Annotated in this window: 18 protein-coding genes; 1 reads left to right on the forward strand and 17 read right to left on the reverse strand. The window is 43.2% G+C overall.

Annotation, left to right across the window (positions count from 1 at the left end; genetic code table 11):
- Positions 1 to 192: 192 nt before the first annotated feature.
- The 13 genes from ACO06Y_RS07840 to ACO06Y_RS07900 form a co-directional block, all read right to left on the reverse strand.
- Positions 193 to 615 (reverse strand): hypothetical protein, encoded by a 423-nt coding sequence (locus tag ACO06Y_RS07840; RefSeq protein ID WP_422083286.1) that lies wholly within the window; start codon positions 613 to 615, stop codon positions 193 to 195.
- Between the two features lie 149 nt (positions 616 to 764).
- Positions 765 to 2,393 carry an FAD-dependent oxidoreductase gene (locus ACO06Y_RS07845; protein ID WP_422083287.1) on the reverse strand — a complete coding sequence of 543 codons (1,629 nt, stop codon included), beginning with the start codon at positions 2,391 to 2,393 and terminating at the stop codon, positions 765 to 767.
- A 100-nt stretch (positions 2,394 to 2,493) separates the two neighbouring features.
- The gene (locus ACO06Y_RS07850) at positions 2,494 to 3,045 is read right to left on the reverse strand and encodes a hypothetical protein (RefSeq protein WP_422083288.1); all 552 of its coding nucleotides are present in this window, start codon (positions 3,043 to 3,045) and stop codon (positions 2,494 to 2,496) included.
- Positions 3,046 to 3,685: 640 nt separating this feature from the next.
- A complete protein-coding gene (locus ACO06Y_RS07855; protein WP_422083289.1) occupies positions 3,686 to 4,027 on the reverse strand; it encodes a hypothetical protein in 342 nt (113 codons plus the stop codon).
- A 263-nt stretch (positions 4,028 to 4,290) separates the two neighbouring features.
- Positions 4,291 to 5,424 carry a tetratricopeptide repeat protein gene (locus ACO06Y_RS07860; RefSeq protein ID WP_422083290.1) on the reverse strand — a complete coding sequence of 378 codons (1,134 nt, stop codon included), beginning with the start codon at positions 5,422 to 5,424 and terminating at the stop codon, positions 4,291 to 4,293.
- Positions 5,425 to 5,564: 140 nt separating this feature from the next.
- A complete protein-coding gene (locus tag ACO06Y_RS07865; RefSeq protein WP_422083291.1) occupies positions 5,565 to 6,842 on the reverse strand; it encodes a DUF3644 domain-containing protein in 1,278 nt (425 codons plus the stop codon).
- Positions 6,843 to 6,946: 104 nt separating this feature from the next.
- On the reverse strand, positions 6,947 to 7,522 hold the full coding sequence (locus tag ACO06Y_RS07870; protein ID WP_422083292.1) for an electron transport complex protein RnfA: 576 nt from the start codon (positions 7,520 to 7,522) through the stop codon (positions 6,947 to 6,949).
- A 2-nt stretch (positions 7,523 to 7,524) separates the two neighbouring features.
- Complete coding sequence (locus ACO06Y_RS07875; protein ID WP_422083293.1) at positions 7,525 to 8,130, reverse strand: RnfABCDGE type electron transport complex subunit E; 606 nt, start codon at positions 8,128 to 8,130, stop codon at positions 7,525 to 7,527.
- 428 nt (positions 8,131 to 8,558) lie between these two features.
- A complete protein-coding gene (locus ACO06Y_RS07880) occupies positions 8,559 to 9,164 on the reverse strand; it encodes an RnfABCDGE type electron transport complex subunit G (protein WP_422083294.1) in 606 nt (201 codons plus the stop codon).
- Positions 9,161 to 10,171, reverse strand: a complete 1,011-nt coding sequence (locus ACO06Y_RS07885) for an RnfABCDGE type electron transport complex subunit D (RefSeq protein WP_422083295.1) — start codon at positions 10,169 to 10,171, stop codon at positions 9,161 to 9,163. The genes ACO06Y_RS07880 and ACO06Y_RS07885 overlap by 4 nt, the downstream gene beginning before the upstream one ends.
- 6 nt (positions 10,172 to 10,177) lie before the next feature.
- A complete protein-coding gene (gene rsxC / locus ACO06Y_RS07890; protein ID WP_422083296.1) occupies positions 10,178 to 11,506 on the reverse strand; it encodes an electron transport complex subunit RsxC in 1,329 nt (442 codons plus the stop codon).
- A complete protein-coding gene (locus tag ACO06Y_RS07895) occupies positions 11,499 to 12,389 on the reverse strand; it encodes a Fe-S cluster domain-containing protein (protein ID WP_422083297.1) in 891 nt (296 codons plus the stop codon). The genes rsxC and ACO06Y_RS07895 overlap by 8 nt, the downstream gene beginning before the upstream one ends.
- Before the next feature lie 4 nt (positions 12,390 to 12,393).
- Positions 12,394 to 12,819: a SoxR reducing system RseC family protein gene (locus tag ACO06Y_RS07900; RefSeq protein ID WP_422083298.1), complete on the reverse strand. Its 426-nt coding sequence runs from the start codon at positions 12,817 to 12,819 to the stop codon at positions 12,394 to 12,396.
- Between the two features lie 247 nt (positions 12,820 to 13,066).
- Here ACO06Y_RS07900 and ACO06Y_RS07905 point away from each other — a divergent pair, with 247 nt between their 5' ends.
- Complete coding sequence (locus ACO06Y_RS07905) at positions 13,067 to 15,253, forward strand: acylase (protein ID WP_422083299.1); 2,187 nt, start codon at positions 13,067 to 13,069, stop codon at positions 15,251 to 15,253.
- Between the two features lie 507 nt (positions 15,254 to 15,760).
- Here ACO06Y_RS07905 and ACO06Y_RS07910 read toward each other — a convergent pair.
- From ACO06Y_RS07910 to ACO06Y_RS07925, 4 genes are all read right to left on the reverse strand, one after another.
- A complete protein-coding gene (locus ACO06Y_RS07910; RefSeq protein WP_422083300.1) occupies positions 15,761 to 16,414 on the reverse strand; it encodes a hypothetical protein in 654 nt (217 codons plus the stop codon).
- A 66-nt stretch (positions 16,415 to 16,480) separates the two neighbouring features.
- Positions 16,481 to 17,224 carry a GDSL-type esterase/lipase family protein gene (locus tag ACO06Y_RS07915; protein ID WP_422083301.1) on the reverse strand — a complete coding sequence of 248 codons (744 nt, stop codon included), beginning with the start codon at positions 17,222 to 17,224 and terminating at the stop codon, positions 16,481 to 16,483.
- Between the two features lie 74 nt (positions 17,225 to 17,298).
- Positions 17,299 to 18,711 carry a BNR-4 repeat-containing protein gene (locus ACO06Y_RS07920; protein ID WP_422083302.1) on the reverse strand — a complete coding sequence of 471 codons (1,413 nt, stop codon included), beginning with the start codon at positions 18,709 to 18,711 and terminating at the stop codon, positions 17,299 to 17,301.
- Positions 18,712 to 18,740: 29 nt separating this feature from the next.
- Positions 18,741 to 19,583, reverse strand: coding sequence for an alpha/beta hydrolase (locus ACO06Y_RS07925; protein ID WP_422083303.1), 843 nt, complete (start codon positions 19,581 to 19,583; stop codon positions 18,741 to 18,743).
- Between the last annotated feature and the right edge of the window lie 33 nt (positions 19,584 to 19,616).

Consider the following 19,616-nt stretch of genomic DNA (forward strand, 5'->3'; position numbering starts at 1 on the left):
CAGGGGTAGTTCCAATCTAAGTTTTATTAGATTTTACCTACTGGGTCAGATGTGATTTTATACTTATGCCAACCAATGATTTTAATGGGGTGGCTTAAAATGGTCAAATATATTTACGTCTTGGTAAAGTCTTTACGCCTGCCTGCGGTGGACAATTGAAATAAAGGTTTTGTCATCCCATGTTTTTCGGCCCTATTCCAAGTTGAACTCCGATAGTATTCTGTCCCTTTCCTTTTTCTTCTTTTTTGAAAAGGAAAGTATGGACATGGAGAATCCCAATTCAACGGCCCCCAAGGCGGTCATTCCGCCACCTATGACCGTTTTGGATAATCCATTTCCTCGATTTCTACTAGCCAATATCAATAAGCCCCCAGCTGTTGTGGCAATTCCCACTCCGCCAAATACGGTTCCCACGGTTTTATTGGTTCGGTACTTACGGTCTTGTTCCAGGACCTTGCGTAAATCGGCTCCATAATCCGGCTCGGTATTGAGTAGTTGTGTGTAATCAATTCCTAACTCCTGGAATCGTTCCTTTTCAGGCTCCGTGAATTCCTGTCCGGCCAAGGATACGTATGTGAAGAAAACTAGGACGATAATTCTGAATTTTCGGGGCATTTTTCTTGAGTTGAAGCGGGTTAATTGGTGGATGCTTTCAGCAAATTAAATTAAACAATATGGGGCGGCCAATCAACCCTACTTGGCTTAAAATTCAAATAATAGGATAAAAGAATTGTGGTTGGCGCTTTATATGAAAAACCAAGCATTTAATTATTCGAAGAGATGATTTCAAGCCAATTCTCCGGGATTTCCAAAATTTGATGATACGTTGTCAATACTTCTTGGAGTAATCCATAAGGAACATCCTGGACATCCATTTTTTTATCGATTGCCAGTGCGGCAATGGCACCTGTGCTTTGCCCCAACACCATAAAAGTGGGTACGATTCGAATACTTCCGTAACCCACATAGCTAGAGGAAAGACAGGTAGGGGTAAGGAGGTTGGTACATTCATTTTTTTTCGGAACAGTGGCCTTGAACGATATCCTAAAAGGTTTCCAACTTTTGCTGTCCCCCACATGGGTAAACCCTTCATTATAAGCATATCCATCTTTTACTATCCGTCTGGCATGGTGCATATCCGGTGGCCACCAGGCAATAGCCACGGGGTCGGAAATGGTATCGCGGTTATTGATATGGGTATCATATTCCGTAATCACATAATCGGAAACCATTCGCCGGGCACTTCGGATATATAACCGTCTTGGCCAATGGCCATTATCCAAAAATTCATCTTTGGGCAATCCCCAACCCTGCCATTTTTCCCTTGTGACAGCATCTACGTTTGGGTCATTTTGTAAAAACCAAATCAATCCTAGGGTGAAGTCGCGATGATATTGAACGATACTGTCCTGGGTTTTATAATCCCCGGAAGGATACACCCAGTTTTCACCGTATAGGTTGGCAGAAAGATCGTGCCAACTGCCCACATCGGTCTTTCCGTTATGCCTGTTGGGATATGGTTCAAAAAGTTTTCCTCCTTTTCTCAAATAGCGTTTGTAGATTTCATAGGTATCGGACTTATAATTCTCCGGTTTTTCAATCGGGATTACGTTGTCCGGATCTCTGGTGAGGCACATACGGTAACAAAAGCCCTGAATGAATTTGCTCGCTTCTCCATGGGTTCCCAAAGCTCCGGGTTGCACGGTTTTGATCAATCCACTGCTGGGATCGCCTTCGATCAAATAGGGGTCCACCTTTATCTGAAACTGCCGAAACGTATTTTTTTCCTGTATACCGTTCAGTGTTTCCTTGTACTTGGCGTTTCCTTCGCGGATCGTTTCGGTGGTAATTCCAGCAAAGTGCATCAGGTGCCCTTCAATTGAAGCGTCAATGAAGACTTGGGCCTTGATTTCCAAACCATTTTCCAGGACTATTTTGGTTATTTTTTGACCCTCTTTTTTGACACCGTTTTTTTTCCGTATTCTGGTTTTGCGTATGAGTAATATGTTTTTCTCCTTCGCGAGCATTGTTTCGATGGTTCGCTCCGCGACGGAAGGTTCGTATTTGGAGTACCATGAAGGATTCTCAAAGTCTGCTTCCAGACCATAGTGTTGCTCTACCTTCACGTAAAATTCACGGGCTATGCCTCCAATTACGCAGGCACTGCCAAACCGAATGTCCCTGCCCAATCCTTCAACGACCATACCACCAGGGTGCCCGGTAGGTTCAATAAGTACAACGCTTTTTCCAAGTCGCGCTGCTTGTATAGCGGCGGTAAACCCCGCTTCGCTGCCACCAAGAATACAGACATCTTTGGTTATAAGGTCTTGATCGGGCTTTGAAAAGCCCATACAACAGCACAGGCAAAGGGTTATTACGATTTGATATTTCAAGGGTACTGGTTTTATTGTAGCCAATGATTATGCGCATGATTAATTGCTAAAATTTCTAACCGAAAAATCCTGGGGCTATTAATCAAATGCCATTTAGAAATCAGTAATTTATTTTAGTTTTATCTCTCATTTTTGGAATCGTCTTGTCAACGAGTAAGGCCTTATGTCTTAAGGAATCAATGACAAATTGATACTTGTGTGTTTTATTTCGATAGTTAAATTCTACAAAATTGTCACCGCCATAACTCCTGTTTGGATCTCCATCAGTGATTAAATTGATCGGTCGCCCTTTATAGTCATTTAAACTGAATTTCAAATTTCCAATTTCTGATAATTCAAATCTTTCGATATGATTTAAAGTTATCTCATTCTCGTCAAATGTTATTATTCCTTTTATAACTCTGTTATTTCCGTTGTAATCGACAAGTCCATAAAAAGTCCCAATCATTATACAAATCATTAGGCCATAAATCATATACTTGACAACTGGGAAATCCTCAAGTGTTATGCCCCAATGGTGTTCAAAAACTTTAAATACGGCAAGCAAAAAGATAAGTCCACCGAGACCGATATAGAAGAATTTTTCCGAAATGGCAATGTCGTATTTGGACTTTTTTTTGTTTGCAACTAAGTCAAAAGCAAGTTTTTCCATAGTAATACCAAAAGTCTCGGCGAAGATTTGAGTCTAGAATTCATAGAAGTAAACTCGAATCTCAAAATCTTGCCGATCAAATCGAGTGTTTATCTGTTAATCTAATATGAAAACTGGGGTCATATTTCTTAGGAATTCCGTTTTTTTATTTTGCTTCCACTTTTATATGCGACCAATCCGAATAAAAGAATCAAAACAATTTGAGATGCTATTAAAACTTGTCGTATATAGTTATAATCAATTAGTTCATCCACACTCGGCCCGGAAGTCAGCGGAGGATATATTGTCCAACCTTTTTCGGAAACACCGGACGTTGGCATTTTAGTAGTCGACAGCAAAACCATAATGGAAATCAAAAAAGTAGTCAAAAAAATTAAATAGCCATTGGCAACCAAGAATGTGAAATTTGAAAACAGGTTTTCAAATTTCTGGATAATAATCTTCGGAAGAAATGTGATGAATATTAATAAAAAAGTTAGACTGAGGAAGCTGTTAATAGAATCAATTACAAAGTATGTGTCATGTATATTTATATCAACTCCCCAAGAGATAAAATTCTTTAGTCCAAAAAGTTGAGAGCCAATCAATAGGGAAATAATAAAAATTGAAATAAGCCATATAACTTCGGTCTTGTTATTTTTCAAAGTTTCAATTTTTTAACTAAAAACAATGGTAGTGATTGGATTTTATAGGTTATAACAACTAAGGGTTTCAGATTTGTTGGTTTTCCATATTCAAATTCCATATTGAATTCAGACTCAAAATACTCAAAAAGTTTGTCTTTACATTTAATCTCTCCTTCCAACAAGTTATCCCAACCAAACATAACTCTTTTTAGTCCTTTCCTTAAAATTAAAAAGTCTTGATCGATGCCCGCGTCAAACCCATAATATTTTGCACTAACAACCCAACCTTTTTTTCTTAATCCATAGATTATCTCACACCATTTTTCGGTCGGGATATTAATAGCTGTCTTTTTCAAATCGTATAAGAAATTTGAGTTACTACAAATTGCGCAAAACGGTTCTGAGTAACTTTAGTTGTGGAAAAGGACTTATGATTTTTCTTCCTAATGGTAAAGTCAATTAATTGCTATGATTTCCTTTTCTAAATCTGACAGGAACAAATTATATATAGTTTTAAGTATGATCAAATTCCTAAGATGATTTAACAACTATATGATTTATTAATATGCTTAACTCTACTCATAATCAATAGGGCAAAAAGAGAGAAAACATCAACTATCTATTCTCGACCACAATGCTTTTCTATGTACTCGGTCGCATCTTCATCTCCCAACTCCAAAGCTCTTTTAAAATCAATGCAAGCTTGCGAATTTTGATTTAATTCGATTAACGATCTACCTCTATTGGTATGGGGGTAGGAGTAATTCGGATTAATTTCAATGGCCTTGTTATAATCATCTATCGATTCCTTGTACATCCCAAGATTATATTTGGAAAAGCCACGATTATTGTACGCGCCCGGTCTATTGGGATACAATTGGATAGCTTTTGTAAAATCCTTAATCGAACCTTTGTAGTTCTTTCGCTTGCTTCTTGCCTTGGCAACTCCTCTATTGGCATATGCTATGTAATCATCCGGATCGATTTTGATCGCTTTGTTGTAGTCCTTGATGGCGCCTCTAAAATCATCCTTTCCCGACTTAAGCATGCCTCTTTTTACATATGCTCTTGACATCTTTTTCGGGTCTAACCTGATTGCTCGATCATAGTCCAACATAGCCCCATCGATATCTTTCATTTGTTCTTTTACCAGACCTCTTTTGTAATATGTAACACCATTGTGCGGATTAAGGGAAATGGCTTTATAGTACTCCTTCAAGGCCCCATCGTAATCTTTTAGATTGAATTTTGCGACCCCTCTGGTAACGAAGATTACAAAACTTGACGGATTCATTTCCATACCCCTGTCCGTATCGTCTAGGGCCTTTTCGTACTCTTTCACTTCCAACCAAGCCCTACCCCGATCTCTATAGGCATCGAAATACGTCGTATCAAGCTTGATGGCCTCGGAAAGATCACTGATTCCGGCATTATAGTCCCCAATAATTACTTTTGCCGATCCCCTTGCATAGTACGCCCGTGAAGGCTTATTAATATTACGATCGATGGCCTCGGTCAAGTCAATAATAGCGGCCTTGTAATTCTTAAGTTTCAAATTGGCCATTCCCCTTATAAAGTAGTTTCTGTTGTCGTCCGAACCGTTCTTGATTATCTTGTTCATTTCTTTAAGGGCGGTCTTATGTTTGCCGCTGTCATATAAAGAAACATACCTGCTGTAATCTATGTTTTCGGGTTGGCCTTGTAATGGTAAAATTAGAAGTATTAGATAAATGGAAACTGCAAATATTTTCATATTCTTGATTTATGGATGATACTAATAAAAAATAACGCAGTAAACTTACGTTGTGTACCAAAGGTGGAAAATTGTTCAATAAAATTAGAGGGCAATTTTATGCTATTCATGTGCTATGTACGGAGTTGTCCATTAGTTTTTTATTTCTTTTTTCTAGATTTATTATATTTTGCCTTCACTCTAGGCAAATAATCTGGTTCGTCTTTTAGTTTTTGAACTATCCAATGGACGCACTCTATTGTATAGGTGCTCCGATTTATAACCCCATGTTCTCTGTGGAACTTATTGTTCCCGCTTTTCCATTTTTGATCAGTTGATATCGCACTCCAATCGTTCGAATTCATGGATGGTGGTGATGTCTTTGAATTTGGAAAAAGCAGTTTCAAATCACCATCACTTAGTTCATCCACCAGTCGCTCGTTAACTTTTTCTATTACCATCTTAGAAAGCAACTCGTTAGAGTGATCCGGTGCATTCTTATGGACCACTAACTTTTCGCCATCTATTAGTTGCCTGATAGTGAAGTCTTCTTCACCCTCCTTAGCAAATCTAAGGGTATGAGCAAAACTAATTGCAAATTCATTATCCTTAACATCCTCTATTTCTTGGATGACCGCATTGATAGTTGACTCAATCTCTTTGACAAGGTCTGGCCCATATTTGGTTTTAACGGCTTCCCATTTTATTTCAGTTTCACCGGTTGTCAATGACATCAAGCCTAATGAAGACTCTGGGAGAAGGGGTTCTGAAACCTCTTTTTTCCAGAGCTTGATAAAGTTGATTACGGAAGCTTGGAATATAGGTGAGTATGCGGCGCTTAGTTCTGGTAAAATATGATGTGTGGAGGTATTCCGTAAATCGATAATCAGTTTGAGGTTTCTGAACACCTTACTGTTTTGTCCAAGAAGCTCTTTCGCACACTCTTCGAGGCCTTTGGTTCGGCCACTCTTCTTGGATTTGAAGATGGCGTCTTTACCCTTCTTTGATGAAATCAAAGCTTTGAAAAAATGTTCCCATGCTGCACAATGAATCAGTGTAAAAGCCTGAATTCGGTTTTCTAAACTCGGACGATTGTAAATTTCAAGGGAAAGAGTGTAGTTGTCTTTTGCTTGTTTAAGAAGCCTTTCGGACTGACTTATTGGACCTTTGTTTACTGTTCCAATTCCTCTCTTGGTACTGAGTCTTGCCATGAACTCTTGCAAACTCAAGTGACTCACTGGTTTGGATATGTATCGATTTTCACTTTTCCGCGCTAAAACCTTGTCCCATTCATTTCTACTGAGTTTGGCCCTTACCGTGCCTTTTAGACTATATCCTGTTGCATCTGATATTTGCTTCTGAGTAAAAGAAGTCCGCGCTAGCTCATGCTTTTTAAGAAAGTTATAAAACTTCCTTTGCTGATTGGCTACTTTACTCATATTAGTTGATTACAGTTAGCAACTTAGTTATTTGTTTTCCTTTGCTAGCTTTTCTTAGCACAAAAGCAATGTACTATTTTTTATAAGTGAATTCAAAAAAATTCCTACACCAAACCCGCAAAGCCTAAAAAGGCCAGGGATAGTAGGCCGGCTACCAAGAGGTTAATAGGAACACCCTTCATTCCCTCGGGGAGATTGGCCAATTCCAAAAACTCCCGAATACTGGCAAAGACCACCAAAGCCAAAGAAAATCCTATAGCGTGGGACAACGCAAAGAACACCGCCTTTAACAAACTGCCGTTCTCCAATCCCAAGGCCAGGATGGCTACCCCCAGAACTGCACAGTTGGTAGTGATCAAAGGCAGGAAGACCCCCAGGGCCTGGTACAAAGGCGGACTTACCTTTTTTAGGATGATCTCTACCATTTGCACTAAGGCGGCGATGACCAGAATAAAGGTAATGGTGCGGAGATAATCCAGTCCGGAAGGTATCAGAATATATTGGTGTAACAAATAGGTGACGGTAGTGGCAATGGTCATCACAAAGAGTACGGCCCCGGACATCCCCACCGAGGTGGATATTCGGTTGGATACCCCCAAAAAGGGACATATGCCCAAGAACTGGGAGAGTACAATATTGTTGACGAATACGGCCGCGATAAGGATAACCAGATAGTCCATGCCTAGGAAGTTTTAGGGGTTAATCTTTGGAAGAGGACGGCTAAATACGCCAAAGCGATAAAGGCGCCGGGAGGTAGAATGAACAGGATAAAAGTATTGGCATCCTCACCTACGAACTTGATATCAAAAATACTCCCGCTCCCCAGGATTTCACGTGTGGCCCCCAGGGTCGTGAGGGCAATGGTAAAGCCCAAACCCATCCCCAGCGCATCCAAAATGGAAGAGAACAGCTTGTTCTTGGAGGCGAAGGCCTCCGCCCTGCCTAATATCAGGCAGTTGACCACGATCAAAGGGATAAAGATGCCCAACTGCTCATATAAAAAGGGGATATAGGCCTCCAACACCATCTCCACCACGGTCACAAAGGAAGCGATGATAATGATAAAGGCCGGAATCCGAACTTTGTTCGGTATTTGGGATTTGATCAGGGAAACGACCACGTTGGACATCAAGAGGACGAACAAGGTAGCAACCCCCATTCCCAGCCCATTAAAGGCCGATGAGGTTACCCCTAGGGCAGGACACATCCCCAAGAGCATTACAAAGACCGGGTTCTCCTTAATGATGCCCTTTAAAAAGTTCTGCTTTTGATCGAGTGTTTTGTTCATTGGTTTTTATTAGATGTCAGATGTCTGTTGCGGGTTATTGGTTATTGGGTTACTATGTTATTGTCTTATTGCTCACTGATAATTGTTCATTGCTTATTGTTTACTGAAATATTGCCTATCGCTTAACGTTATGCGCCTATGGCCAGCTATCAACTATTTACTTCTTACTAATAACTTTTTACTGTTCATCTTTCACTGATAACTGTTCATTGTCCAATGCCAATCGCTTATCGCCTTACTCCGATATCAATTTTTAACTATTTTACTTACCACTTACCACTTACCACTTACCACTTACCACTTACCACTTACCACTTACCACTTACCACTTACCACTTACCACTTCATTGCTCTTGGTCTAACGCCAACTATCAACCATTTACTTATTACTTTTTACTCAACACTCAACACTCAACACTTATCATTGTTCATTGATCACTGTCCATTGCCCATTGTCCTTTCCGTTCCATAAAGACATCGTACGCCAATTGTGTGGCTTCCGTAAAGGCCCGGGTGGTGATGGTGGCTCCCGTCAGCGCATCGACTTCGCCTCCATCCTTTGCCACCTTTAAATCGTATTGGCTCGGATCTTTGTCCCGAAATTGCCGCAGGAACTTTTCGCCCTTCATCTTTGTGCCCAATCCCGGGGTTTCCTTTTGTTCCAAAACAGAGATATTATAAATATGGCCATCAGGCGTAAAGCCTACCATAATCCGTATGAGGCCACTATACCCTTTTTCCGAAGATCCGGTTACCGCGGCCCCGACGAATTCCCCATTTTGAAAAGCCGGATAGATTTCAATACTGTCCCTTACGGATTCCGGTTTAACGACAACGACTTCCGAAACCGCATCATTGTCAAATTCGGGCAGTACCGTTTTAAGGGCATTGACCTTTTTCGCCAATTTGGCCTTGGCCTTAGGTTCCAGGGTGATGTCGTTTACATAGCCCAGGGAGAATCCCGCTGCCAAAGTGATGACCAAAAGGGACAGCACCATATTGAGGAAAGTCGATTCTTTTTTCTGCATCATCATACAATTTTGGCCTTTATTTTGGAACCGAATCTACGCGGTTTGAAATATTTGTTGATCAGGGGTACAAAGGCGTTCATGATCAAGATGGCAAAGGAAATCCCTTCCGGATAGGATCCGAACAACCGAATGACCACTGTGATCACCCCGATACCTATGGCAAAGATCAGCATCCCCTTTTTGGTCACCGGACTGGTTACCAGATCGGTCGCCATATAGAAAGCACCGAGGATGGCACCTCCGGACAAGATATGGATCAAGGGATTGGCATAGTGCTGTGGATCGGCCCACCAGAAAATTCCGGTCATTAGGGCCATGGTGCCCAATACGGCCACCGGAATGTGCCAGGTAATCACTTTTCGTGCGATGAGATACAAACCGCCCAAGAGTAGGGCCAAGGCGGACATTTCACCCAAGGATCCTCCGGTAATCCCCAAAAACAGATTGAGATGGGAGGGGAGTTGGGCACTCAGTTCTGTCATGGTTCCGCCAAATTGCAGTCCGTCCTTGATGATTCCCAAGGTGGTGGCCCCAGTAATGGCATCGGCCAAGGTGGTATTGTTTTCAACAGCGGTAGGCCATAAGGTCATTTGTACAGGGAAGGAGACCAGGAGGAATACCCGGCCTACCAAAGCGGGATTAAAGATATTGAATCCCAGGCCCCCAAAGGAAAGCTTCGCAATGCCTATGGCCACCAAACTACCGACGACGATCATCCAAATAGGCAACCCTGCGGGCAGGTTAAAAGCCAACAAAATTCCGGTGATCAAGGCCGAACCATCGGCTATGGTGATTTCCGTCCTTAAAAGGTATTTCTGAATCAGATATTCGAACAGGAGGCAGGAAACAACGGCCGTTGCCGTAGCGATAAACGCACTGACCCCGAACACGTACAGGGAGACCAAAAAGGCGGGAACCATGGCGATGACCACGTCATACATGATGCGTTTGGAAGTCCGGTCGGAATGTACATGGGGTGAGGCGGAGATAACAATAGGAGGGCTATCCATATATTCTTAATTCTTTGAGACGTCCAACTTTTTGACAATACTTTTTCCAAATCGGATGTAATCCAGCAGCGGTCTGTGCGAAGGGCATACATAACTACACGAACCACATTCAATGCAGGTAAGGATATCCTCCTGACCGGCATTTTCGAACATCCCTTTTTCCGAAAGGTTCATCAATAAGTGGGGTTCCAATCCCATAGGGCAGACCGATACGCATTCGCCACAGCGGATACAGGGTTTGGTCTCGCCCCGGCTTGCCTCATCCTCTGAAATGACCAATATGCCCGAAGTGCCCTTGGTCACCGGTACATCCGTATTTTTTAGGGCCTTCCCCATCATAGGGCCGCCATTGACAATTTTACGGGTACCCTCCGGCATACCGCCTACTTCGGTAATCAGGTCTTTTATGGGCGTTCCTATCCTTACCCAAAAGTTGGAGGCCTTCTCCATTTTCTTGCCCGTAACCGTCACAACGCGTTCGATCAAAGGAACGTTATGCTGTACCGCCTGGTAAATGGCAAAAATGGTCCCCACATTATGCACGATTACACCTACGTCCAGGGGCAGTCCATTTTTAGGAACTTCCCGCTTCAATAAGGCCCGTACCAATTGTTTTTCCCCGCCCTGTGGATATTTTACCTGTAGGGCGGCCACCTGGATCTTGGGTTCCTGCAACGTCAGTTTTTTGAAGGTTTCAATGGCATCCCTTTTGTTGTTTTCAATGCCGATGATCGCCCGGGGTACGTTTAGGGCGTACATCAGGATTTTGATACCCATCAGGATTTCCTCGCCCTTTTCCAGCATCAATCTATGGTCTGCCGTCAAATACGGTTCGCATTCCACGCCGTTGATGACCAGACAATCTATTTTTTTATCCGCCTTTATGTTCAGTTTTACGTGCGACGGGAAAGTGGCGCCCCCCAGCCCAACGATACCATAATCGGAAATGCGTTGCAATATCTCCTGGGGTTCCAAGTCGATTTCCTTTTTCAAGGGATACGTGGTCTCCTCAAAATTGGATGTATTCTTGGCATCCGTACGGATGACGATACATTGCTTTTTGTAGCCCGAACTATCTACAATCATATCCAATTTGGTGACGGTCCCGGCCACGGGGGAATGGATATTGGAAGAGACAAATCCGCCGGATTTGGCAATGACCTGCCCTATTTCCACCTTATCCTTTCGATCTACCACAATCTCCGCAGGGATTCCTATATGCTGTGCTATGGGGACATAGACCACTTTGGGCACGGGTAATCGTTGTATCGGCCTGGACGAAGTCAATTTGTTTTCCGGAGGATGGATACCTCCTTTTGGGAAGGTCTTAAGCATTGTTCTCTGCTATTATGGATTCAACCTGGGCCACAACATCGGGAACTACCTTTTTTACTTTTTTGGGTGGGAAATTGGTTTCCACAATGGAATCGGTAGGACATACCGGTACGCATTTTCTACAAAGGGTGCAATAGGCAGGGTCGATATACGCAAGATTGTTGACCATGGTAATGGCTTCCTTGGGGCAGATATCCAAACACTTGGAACATCCTATGCAAGCTACGGAACACGCTTTTCTGGCAATTCCGCCCTTATCCTCGTTCAAACATCCCACATAAATCTTAAGGTCCCGTTTGTGCTTGGGCCGCATTTCTATGATATCACGAGGGCAGGCCTCGGCACACATACCACAAGAAGTACATTTATCGGTGATGACCACCGGTAGGCCAGTGGTTTCGTCCATATACATGGCATCGAACTTACAGACCGCAACGCAATCCCCATCTCCCAAACACCCATATTGGCAATCCGTCTCACCGCTATAGATCAAGGAGGAAATCGCGCAGGATTTTGGACCTTGATATTCACTGGTCTTGGGCCGTACATCACAAGCCCCCTGACAGCGTACCACGGCTACCGTTGGGTCTTTTTCCGCCACTTCCTTGCCCAAGGCCTCAGAAACCAATTGCATAACATCGTTCCCCCCTACGGGGCAGAACAGATCGGAGATATCATCCGTACCTACCAATTTTTCGGCGAAGGCCTTACACCCGGGAGAACCACACCCTGCACAATTGGCGGCGGGGAGCAAATCTTCCACTTCGGCGATTAAGGGGTTCTCATATACGTAGAACTTTTTGGAGACTACATAGAGCACCATGGCGGCCGTTACTCCTAGGGAGGCCAGTAAAAGAACGCTATAGAGTATGGAATCCGTCATGATGTCACACTTTTAATATTGAAATTTTAAAGGCCTGGGTAAACACGTCCTTCAACAGATAAAGGATGAGGTAGTAGGGGCCCAAAATCAGAAGCGATAGTAGCCCTGCCACCCATTCGTGTAAAAATCCCGAAGCGATCCATAAGGTGGATATCACCAAGACAAAGGGGAATAAATAGGCCCAAAAAACGGCCTTTAGACCGGTTTCCTTTTTAAGGACTACCGCCACGGGTTCGTTAAGGGCAAAGCTCCCTTTGGAATCGGAAACTACCACCTCCTTGGAATCGGCAATTCCGCAGGTACCTTTGGCACGGCAGGATCCGCAATGGACGTTTTCATCCAAGGAAACGGTCAATGAATTCCGTTCAATTCTGGATATCGTCCCAAAATGGATAAATGTATCGTTCGCCGTCGGTGCCGTATTCATCATTATATTCTTTAGCTACATTAGGATAAAAATAGAAGAAATGCCCCACCTATTTTATGACATATGTCAGGTATTGGAATCGAGAGTATTTAATTGCTAATCAGTGAATTGGAAAATTGGAATAAAAAATGTGTTCCTTAAACAACGGAAAATGTGGCCTATTGGGTAGGACATCGGCGAGATTCGATTTTTTGAACATTAATTAGCATTTCACGGATAAGACATTTATTTTCATGGCAAATCCATAAGAATGAAATACCAACTCCTTTTTGCGCTTTGTTTTGTCGGCATGGTTTCCTGTAAAACCGAAAATACCGTCGATCCAGAAGTAAAACGATGGCGGACCCAAGCCGAAAACGTCAGTATTGTTCGTGATGATTTTGGTGTTCCCCATATTTATGGAAAGACGGATGCCGATGCCGTTTTTGGATTGCTCTATGCCCAATGCGAGGACGACTTTAACCGAGTGGAGCAAAACTATATTTGGGCCACGGGCCGGCTGGCCGAAGTGGAAGGCGAGGAAGCCCTGTATAGCGATTTAAGGGCCAAATTGTTTATGACGGAGAACGAGGCCAAGGTTAATTATGAGAAATGCCCGGAATGGCTAAAAAAACTGTGCAATGCCTTTGCGGATGGAATCAACTATTACCTATATACCCATCCCGAGGTGAAACCTAGGTTGTTGACACGCTTTGAACCCTGGATGCCCATGTACTTTAGTGAGGGCTCCATAGGCGGGGATATTGAACGAATTTCCACCGAGAAGATCAAGGCATTTTATGAAAGTGGTATGGAAATTCCCGAGGCAGCAGAACTGGATATAAAGCAAAGGGATGCTATGGCCGAACCCCAGGGATCTAATGGAATTGCCATTTCCGGGGCGTTGACCCAATCGGGGAACACCCTATTATTGATCAATCCGCATACCTCATTTTATTTCCGGGGCGAGGTGCATGTGGTGAGCGAGGAAGGTTTGAATGCGTACGGGGCGGTAACCTGGGGCCAGTTTTTTGTGTACCAGGGGTTCAATGAAAGGACCGGATGGATGCATACCAGTACCTATACCGATGTGTTGGACGAATTTAAGGAAACCATTGTTTCAATGGATGATAAGCTACTTTACCAATACGGAGAGGAGCTACGTCCCGTAAAGACATCGGAAATCATCTTAAAGTATAAGGTGGGCGATGGAATCAGCGAAAAATCGTTTCCCGCCTACCACACCCATCACGGGCCTATAACCCATATGGAAGACGGTCGGTGGACGGCCTCTGCCATGATGTGGGAACCGGTAAAGGCCTTGAAGCAGTCCTATATCCGCACCAAACAAAACGGATACCAAGGTTTCCGAGAAATGATGGATATCCGGACCAATTCCTCCAATAATACGGTATATGCCGATGCGGAAGGGAACATTGCCTACTTTCACGGGAACTTTATTCCAAAACGGGATACACGTTTTGATTATACCCGACCCGTGGATGGAAGTAATCCCGAAACCGATTGGCAGGGACTGCACACCGTGGATGAGAACATACTGGTGCTCAATCCCGGGAATGGCTGGATACAGAACTGCAACTCTACACCCTATACCGTTGCTCTGGAATACAGTCCAAAACGGGAGAATTACCCAAAGTATATGTCCCTGGACAGGGAAAACTTTCGCGGGGTACATGCTATTGACCTTTTAAAAGGTAGAAAAGGATATACTTTGGATAGTCTCATTCAACTGGCCCATGACCCGTATCTACCCGCTTTTAAGGGCTTAATTCCTGGATTGATAAAAGCTTATAATGGCCACGATGATAAAAATCCAAAGCTTGGCAAGGCCATTGAAGTATTGGAAAAATGGGATTTCACAACTTCAAAGGAATCAGTAGCCATGACCTTGGCCCATTATTATGGCACCATGTATACGGAGAACGGGGATTATCCGGATGGTCTTGGTGGGATGAAATTAATCGACTATTTCGCGAACAGCTCGCCAAAGGGGGAGCGAATATCCATTTTTACGGCAGTATTGGATCGCTTAACAGCTGATTTTGGTACATGGGAAATGCCTTGGGGGGAGGTTAACCGTTACCAGCGATTGAACGGGGATATTTACCAGCCCTTTGATGACGACAAGCCAAGCATTCCGATCGGTTTCGCCTCGGGCAGATGGGGGGCGTTGGCGGCCTACGGGGCGCGTTATGACAACGATACCAAAAAAATCTATGGTACCCGAGGGAACAGTTTTGTGGCCGTTGTTGAATTTGGGGATACCGTCAAGGCTAAAAGTATCCTGGCCGGAGGCCAGAGTGGAGACCCCGATTCCGCGAATTTTGATGACCAGGCGTTACCGTATTCCAATGTGGAATGGAAAGACGTGGCCTATTATAAGGAGGATGTGCTAAAAAAGGCTAAGGAAACTTACAGGCCTGGGTTTAGGGACTGATTTTTAAATGAAACAATAAAATTAGTGTGACAATTTGAAAATGGCTTGATTTGAAGATTTGACCTGTGTTTGGCCTTGGAATTTGAGATTTGTTATTTGGATAAGGCGATGGATTCCTAATATTAATGGATATGGCACAGGATAGTATTGCTCTGATTTGCAAATGGCCCGATTTGAAGATTTGAACTTTGTAAGGTTGGCCTTGGAATTTGAGATTTGCGATTTGGAATTTGGCAATTACGTTTCAGGTTTCAGGTTTCAGGTTTCAGGTTTGTGATTTGGGATTTGTGATTTGGAATTTGAACGAAGCGATGGATTCCTACCATGAGAGGAATGGCACAGGATAGTATTGCTCTGATTTGCAAATGGCCCGATTTGAAGATTTAACTCCTGTAAGCCTTGGAATTTGAGATTTGTCATTTGGAATTTGGCAATTACGTTTCAGGTTTCAGGTTTGTGATTTGGAATTTCAATCAAAGTGAACCATCGACCCAACGAACCACTGATTTACTCTTTGGTAATGATAAGTGTTGCTTTGGATCCCGTGGATAACAACCATTTGTTAGAATAAATCAATTGCCCTTGATCGTCATATACATCCACTTGCGCAGTATTTGGAGGTGACGACCCCACGTTCAAGGCTTCAAAATCCAATTTGTTGAAACCCTTTTGCAAATCTATGTTTACCCCTTTAAAGGATCCGGTAAGCAATACGTTATGATCGATCACCTGATCGTTTAGGTAAATCTTTACCCGATCGCCATCCACAAATTCGTGATCTCTACAGATAACGCCTACAAATTTGCCGTTACTTTTTACATCGCCCATATACATATCCCCAAAATGCTCCTTGGAACCTTCCTTAGGTTTTCTAGGGCCTACCTTGGGATCTATCTTCATCCCATGCCCGGCCTGCACCAGTTCGCGGTCCGGGAGCATTTTTACCGGATTCCTAAGGGAATCCCTAAGGTTCATTTCGGGCTTGTCATCTATAATTGAAGGAATATTAAGTATGGTTCCCTGGTTGGGCTTTCCTATGGGATCCAGTTTGTTGGCCGCTTCGATTTCCAACGGTTTTTGGGTAGGAAGATCGGTTTGGGCGTACATCAAGGAAGTCGCCAAACTTACAAAGCCTAGTATAAGAATCGATTTTAGTTGCATCGTATTATCCTGGACAAATACACAATAAAGATAGCAAATACCCTGCCATTGGGGCTTAATGCCGTGTTAAATTCCAAAATTTTCGATAATCGTATCGGCTATCAATCGGTGACCCTTCGCATTGGGATGAATGGGATCCGTACTATAGCAATCCGCCCTATTTTTAAAAAGGGGGGTATTGATGTCTATGATACCCATGACCGATCCATGGCTAAAATCCAATACAATTTTCTTAAACTCCTGAAGCACTTCTTGGTTGTATTTTGGATATGGATTCCGATACCCGTAGCCGGTTTCGTCAGTAACGGGAGCAATAGGAGCTACATCCAAGACCAAAGGGGGAGGGGTTAAAAGTATGGCCTTGACATTCCTTTGTTTTATTTTCTCCAAAAAGGTGTAGATACCGGTTTTGTAACTGTCAAAGAGTGCTTGGGAAGGGAGGCCATAAATACCGCAGTTGATACCATAACAGAAGGTAATAATGTCTACCGGATTACTATCCATAAGGACATCCAGGCGTTCAAACAGATAGGGCCTGGGGCCGGGATGGTCTTCTTCGGTAAGTCCGGTAACGGTTTCACTGCTTTTGCCCCAATTCCGGAAGTTGAGGTTCATTTTAGGATGGTTCGCAGTATAGTGTTGTTGTAACAGTTCCACATAACCTTCTTTGTTCCCGTAGGTAATACTATCCCCTAAACAGCCAATGATTTGATTAGTTTTAAGTGTAGGCCTGTTGTTGGAAAGGCAACCCAAAAAAGAGCTGCCCATAAGCATGATGGAGGAATGGGCCAAAAATCGTCTTCTATCCATTAATAGGTAAGGTTAAGATCAAAAATAGAAATTACTCCCATCAAATGAAACAGGGTCGGGTATAAAAAATAGCTTCATTCCCTGGCATAGGGTATGGGCTTCTCAGTGTCGTTTTTCATGGTGTAGGGTAATTTGTAAACATTGCCGTTGAAATTTCCGAAGAAAAGCTCGGACTTGCCAAATTTTTCGGGATTTCCGTTCGCCCAAAAGAATTGAAAGGGTGCTTTTGCCCATATGGGTCTTCGGACATAGTCATGGTTCCACTGACTGGAAGTGGTGATTTGTTTTTCTTTTTTCCAATGTTCTCCGTCATCCCTTGAGACCCAGACGGCGATTTCTCCACCTGTCCCATACTTTTGTGGGCCAGATTCCGTGGGCCCCACGATTCTCCAGATATCTTTTTCGAGATATAGACTTCCCATGTCATAATTATGGTCTGAACTGCATACTACGGTCGTTTTCCATTTTTGACCTGTCCATTGGGTAATACGCCACTCATAGGGTTCGTTTTTGGGCCCCGGCTCGTGGCCGTTACTGGTTATATATAGTAAAATTGGACGGCCGTTTGCATCAAATTGCATATCCTTTAGGTATACATTTTTCTTTTGGGAGTTATAGTCGATCACTCTGGCCGGGCTACCGATAGTGCTGATGGGAAGCAAGAGGGTATCTTGTTGAACCGTGGTCCAGGTTTTCCCATAATCCTTGCTTTGGACATAATAAAGATCCGTTCTGGCATCGGGATGTCCGTTGTTGTGACGGTTAAAAAAAGTAGCCAGTTTTTTACCTTCCTTGAAAGAACCACTGACCTGATAATGCCCACTACGGTTGTTTTCCCCGGAAGGGATTCCGGCCAATTTTTGGGTAGGGGACCACGTTCTTCCATCGGCGCTGGTTTCAAAATAGAGCTCCCGAACGCCCGTATACTTCGTAAAAAAGTGAAAAAAACCGTTGTCGGTACTCCATACCTGCGGATAAGTAAATTCCTCTTCGGTCACTATCAGAAACTTTTCCGTGGATAAGGGTTTCACACTTCGTAATTTGATTCCTTTACGTTTTGTTCCACGACCACTGACAAATACCCAAATATGGTCGTCATCACCAATGGAAAGTACGGGATTGTCATGCGGGTCGTCCACGACCATTTTGTCATAAACTACTGTCGGCCTATTTACGGTCAAGGTCTTGTGGTCAAAAGAACCGATCATACAGAGCAAACGTCTTTTATCCTTATTGGTAGTACCACCGTATACGAAAAAGGTTTTATCGGCTTTTGGGGAATACACTGCCAATGGAATGTGCTTTGCGGTGTAGGTGCCCAAACCTCCCGAATATTTGTCGCCATATGCATATTTTTGATTCAGCTCAAACCAAATCCCCCGATAACCATTGATTTTGGTATTTCTAAGGTCGATGCTATCCTGGGCAAAAAGAGGGTTTTGAAGGCAAAGAAATAAAATAAGGAAGCGGAAAAGCTTGTGGAACATCAATACATGGATTAAGGGATAATGATCATCTAGTCAATTTCAATTACCGGGTTTTGTTCCAAATAGCCTAAGGACTGCAAAAAATGATCCATTTCCAAAACGGTTTCCTTGTAAAGATCACGGTTTCTATAGTTGAAAAACCCATGACCTTCCCCCTCGTAGAGTTTCAGTGTACAACTACTTCCCACATTTTCCATAACCGTCTGGTAATACTGGGCAGTCGCTACAGGGATAAGTTTGTCGTTGGTGCCCAGGAAAAATAGCGTAGGTGGTGCCCCCTTTTGTATATTATGGAGCGGGGAGAAGTCTTTGTAGGCCAACCCGATTCTTTCATGGCCATAACCCCCTGGACCATTATCCACAACTGGATTAAAAAGGGCCAAGGCGTTGGGAACACAACTAATGGACATATCATCGGTCTCATCGTTAAAATCTTCGATCAAAGCCGTGGCAGCGGCCAAATGACCGCCTGCCGAACCTCCGGCCGCAATAATTTTTGAAGCATCAATACCAAATTCAGGGGCTTTTTTACGGATGAACCGTATAGAAGATTTGGCATCCTTCAAAGCCTCAAAAGGGGTAGTGCCATGTTGCCCCTCAGTTCGGTAATCTACCAAAAAACAGACCAAACCTCTTTGTGAAAAGTACCGGGCATGATTTAGAAAATGATAGCGATCCCCTCCTTTCCAACCTCCTCCAAAAAAGAAGACAAGAGCGGGATGTTTATCCCTTGCCATTACATTTTCGGGCGCATGGATTTCAATGAACAATCGAACGGTATCGATTTGCTTGTACAATACTTTTTTCTGGGCTAAACAAGAGATGGAGTAGGACACGAAAACAATCGCAAAAATGGAATACTTTTTTAGCATATCCTACACAATTATGTTAGGTTTAAAAATAAC

It is taken from the genome of Ulvibacterium sp., from assembly GCF_965228935.1.
Classification (GTDB): Bacteria; Bacteroidota; Bacteroidia; order Flavobacteriales; family Flavobacteriaceae; genus Ulvibacterium.

What these genes read in the sequence shown, in the direction of transcription:
- ACO06Y_RS07900 (WP_422083298.1), bottom strand. Translation starts at nt 12,819, where the DNA reads ATGATGAATACGGCACCGACGGCGAACGATACATTTATCCATTTTGGG.
- ACO06Y_RS07870 (WP_422083292.1), bottom strand. Translation starts at nt 7,522, where the DNA reads ATGGACTATCTGGTTATCCTTATCGCGGCCGTATTCGTCAACAATATT.
- ACO06Y_RS07905 (WP_422083299.1), top strand. Translation starts at nt 13,067, where the DNA reads ATGAAATACCAACTCCTTTTTGCGCTTTGTTTTGTCGGCATGGTTTCC.
- ACO06Y_RS07875 (WP_422083293.1), bottom strand. Translation starts at nt 8,130, where the DNA reads ATGAACAAAACACTCGATCAAAAGCAGAACTTTTTAAAGGGCATCATT.
- ACO06Y_RS07885 (WP_422083295.1), bottom strand. Translation starts at nt 10,171, where the DNA reads ATGGATAGCCCTCCTATTGTTATCTCCGCCTCACCCCATGTACATTCC.
- ACO06Y_RS07880 (WP_422083294.1), bottom strand. Translation starts at nt 9,164, where the DNA reads ATGATGATGCAGAAAAAAGAATCGACTTTCCTCAATATGGTGCTGTCC.
- ACO06Y_RS07915 (WP_422083301.1), bottom strand. Translation starts at nt 17,224, where the DNA reads ATGGATAGAAGACGATTTTTGGCCCATTCCTCCATCATGCTTATGGGC.
- ACO06Y_RS07895 (WP_422083297.1), bottom strand. Translation starts at nt 12,389, where the DNA reads ATGACGGATTCCATACTCTATAGCGTTCTTTTACTGGCCTCCCTAGGA.
- ACO06Y_RS07910 (WP_422083300.1), bottom strand. Translation starts at nt 16,414, where the DNA reads ATGCAACTAAAATCGATTCTTATACTAGGCTTTGTAAGTTTGGCGACT.
- ACO06Y_RS07840 (WP_422083286.1), bottom strand. Translation starts at nt 615, where the DNA reads ATGCCCCGAAAATTCAGAATTATCGTCCTAGTTTTCTTCACATACGTA.
- ACO06Y_RS07860 (WP_422083290.1), bottom strand. Translation starts at nt 5,424, where the DNA reads ATGAAAATATTTGCAGTTTCCATTTATCTAATACTTCTAATTTTACCA.
- ACO06Y_RS07850 (WP_422083288.1), bottom strand. Translation starts at nt 3,045, where the DNA reads ATGGAAAAACTTGCTTTTGACTTAGTTGCAAACAAAAAAAAGTCCAAA.
- ACO06Y_RS07865 (WP_422083291.1), bottom strand. Translation starts at nt 6,842, where the DNA reads ATGAGTAAAGTAGCCAATCAGCAAAGGAAGTTTTATAACTTTCTTAAA.
- ACO06Y_RS07920 (WP_422083302.1), bottom strand. Translation starts at nt 18,711, where the DNA reads ATGTTCCACAAGCTTTTCCGCTTCCTTATTTTATTTCTTTGCCTTCAA.
- ACO06Y_RS07925 (WP_422083303.1), bottom strand. Translation starts at nt 19,583, where the DNA reads ATGCTAAAAAAGTATTCCATTTTTGCGATTGTTTTCGTGTCCTACTCC.
- rsxC (WP_422083296.1), bottom strand. Translation starts at nt 11,506, where the DNA reads ATGCTTAAGACCTTCCCAAAAGGAGGTATCCATCCTCCGGAAAACAAA.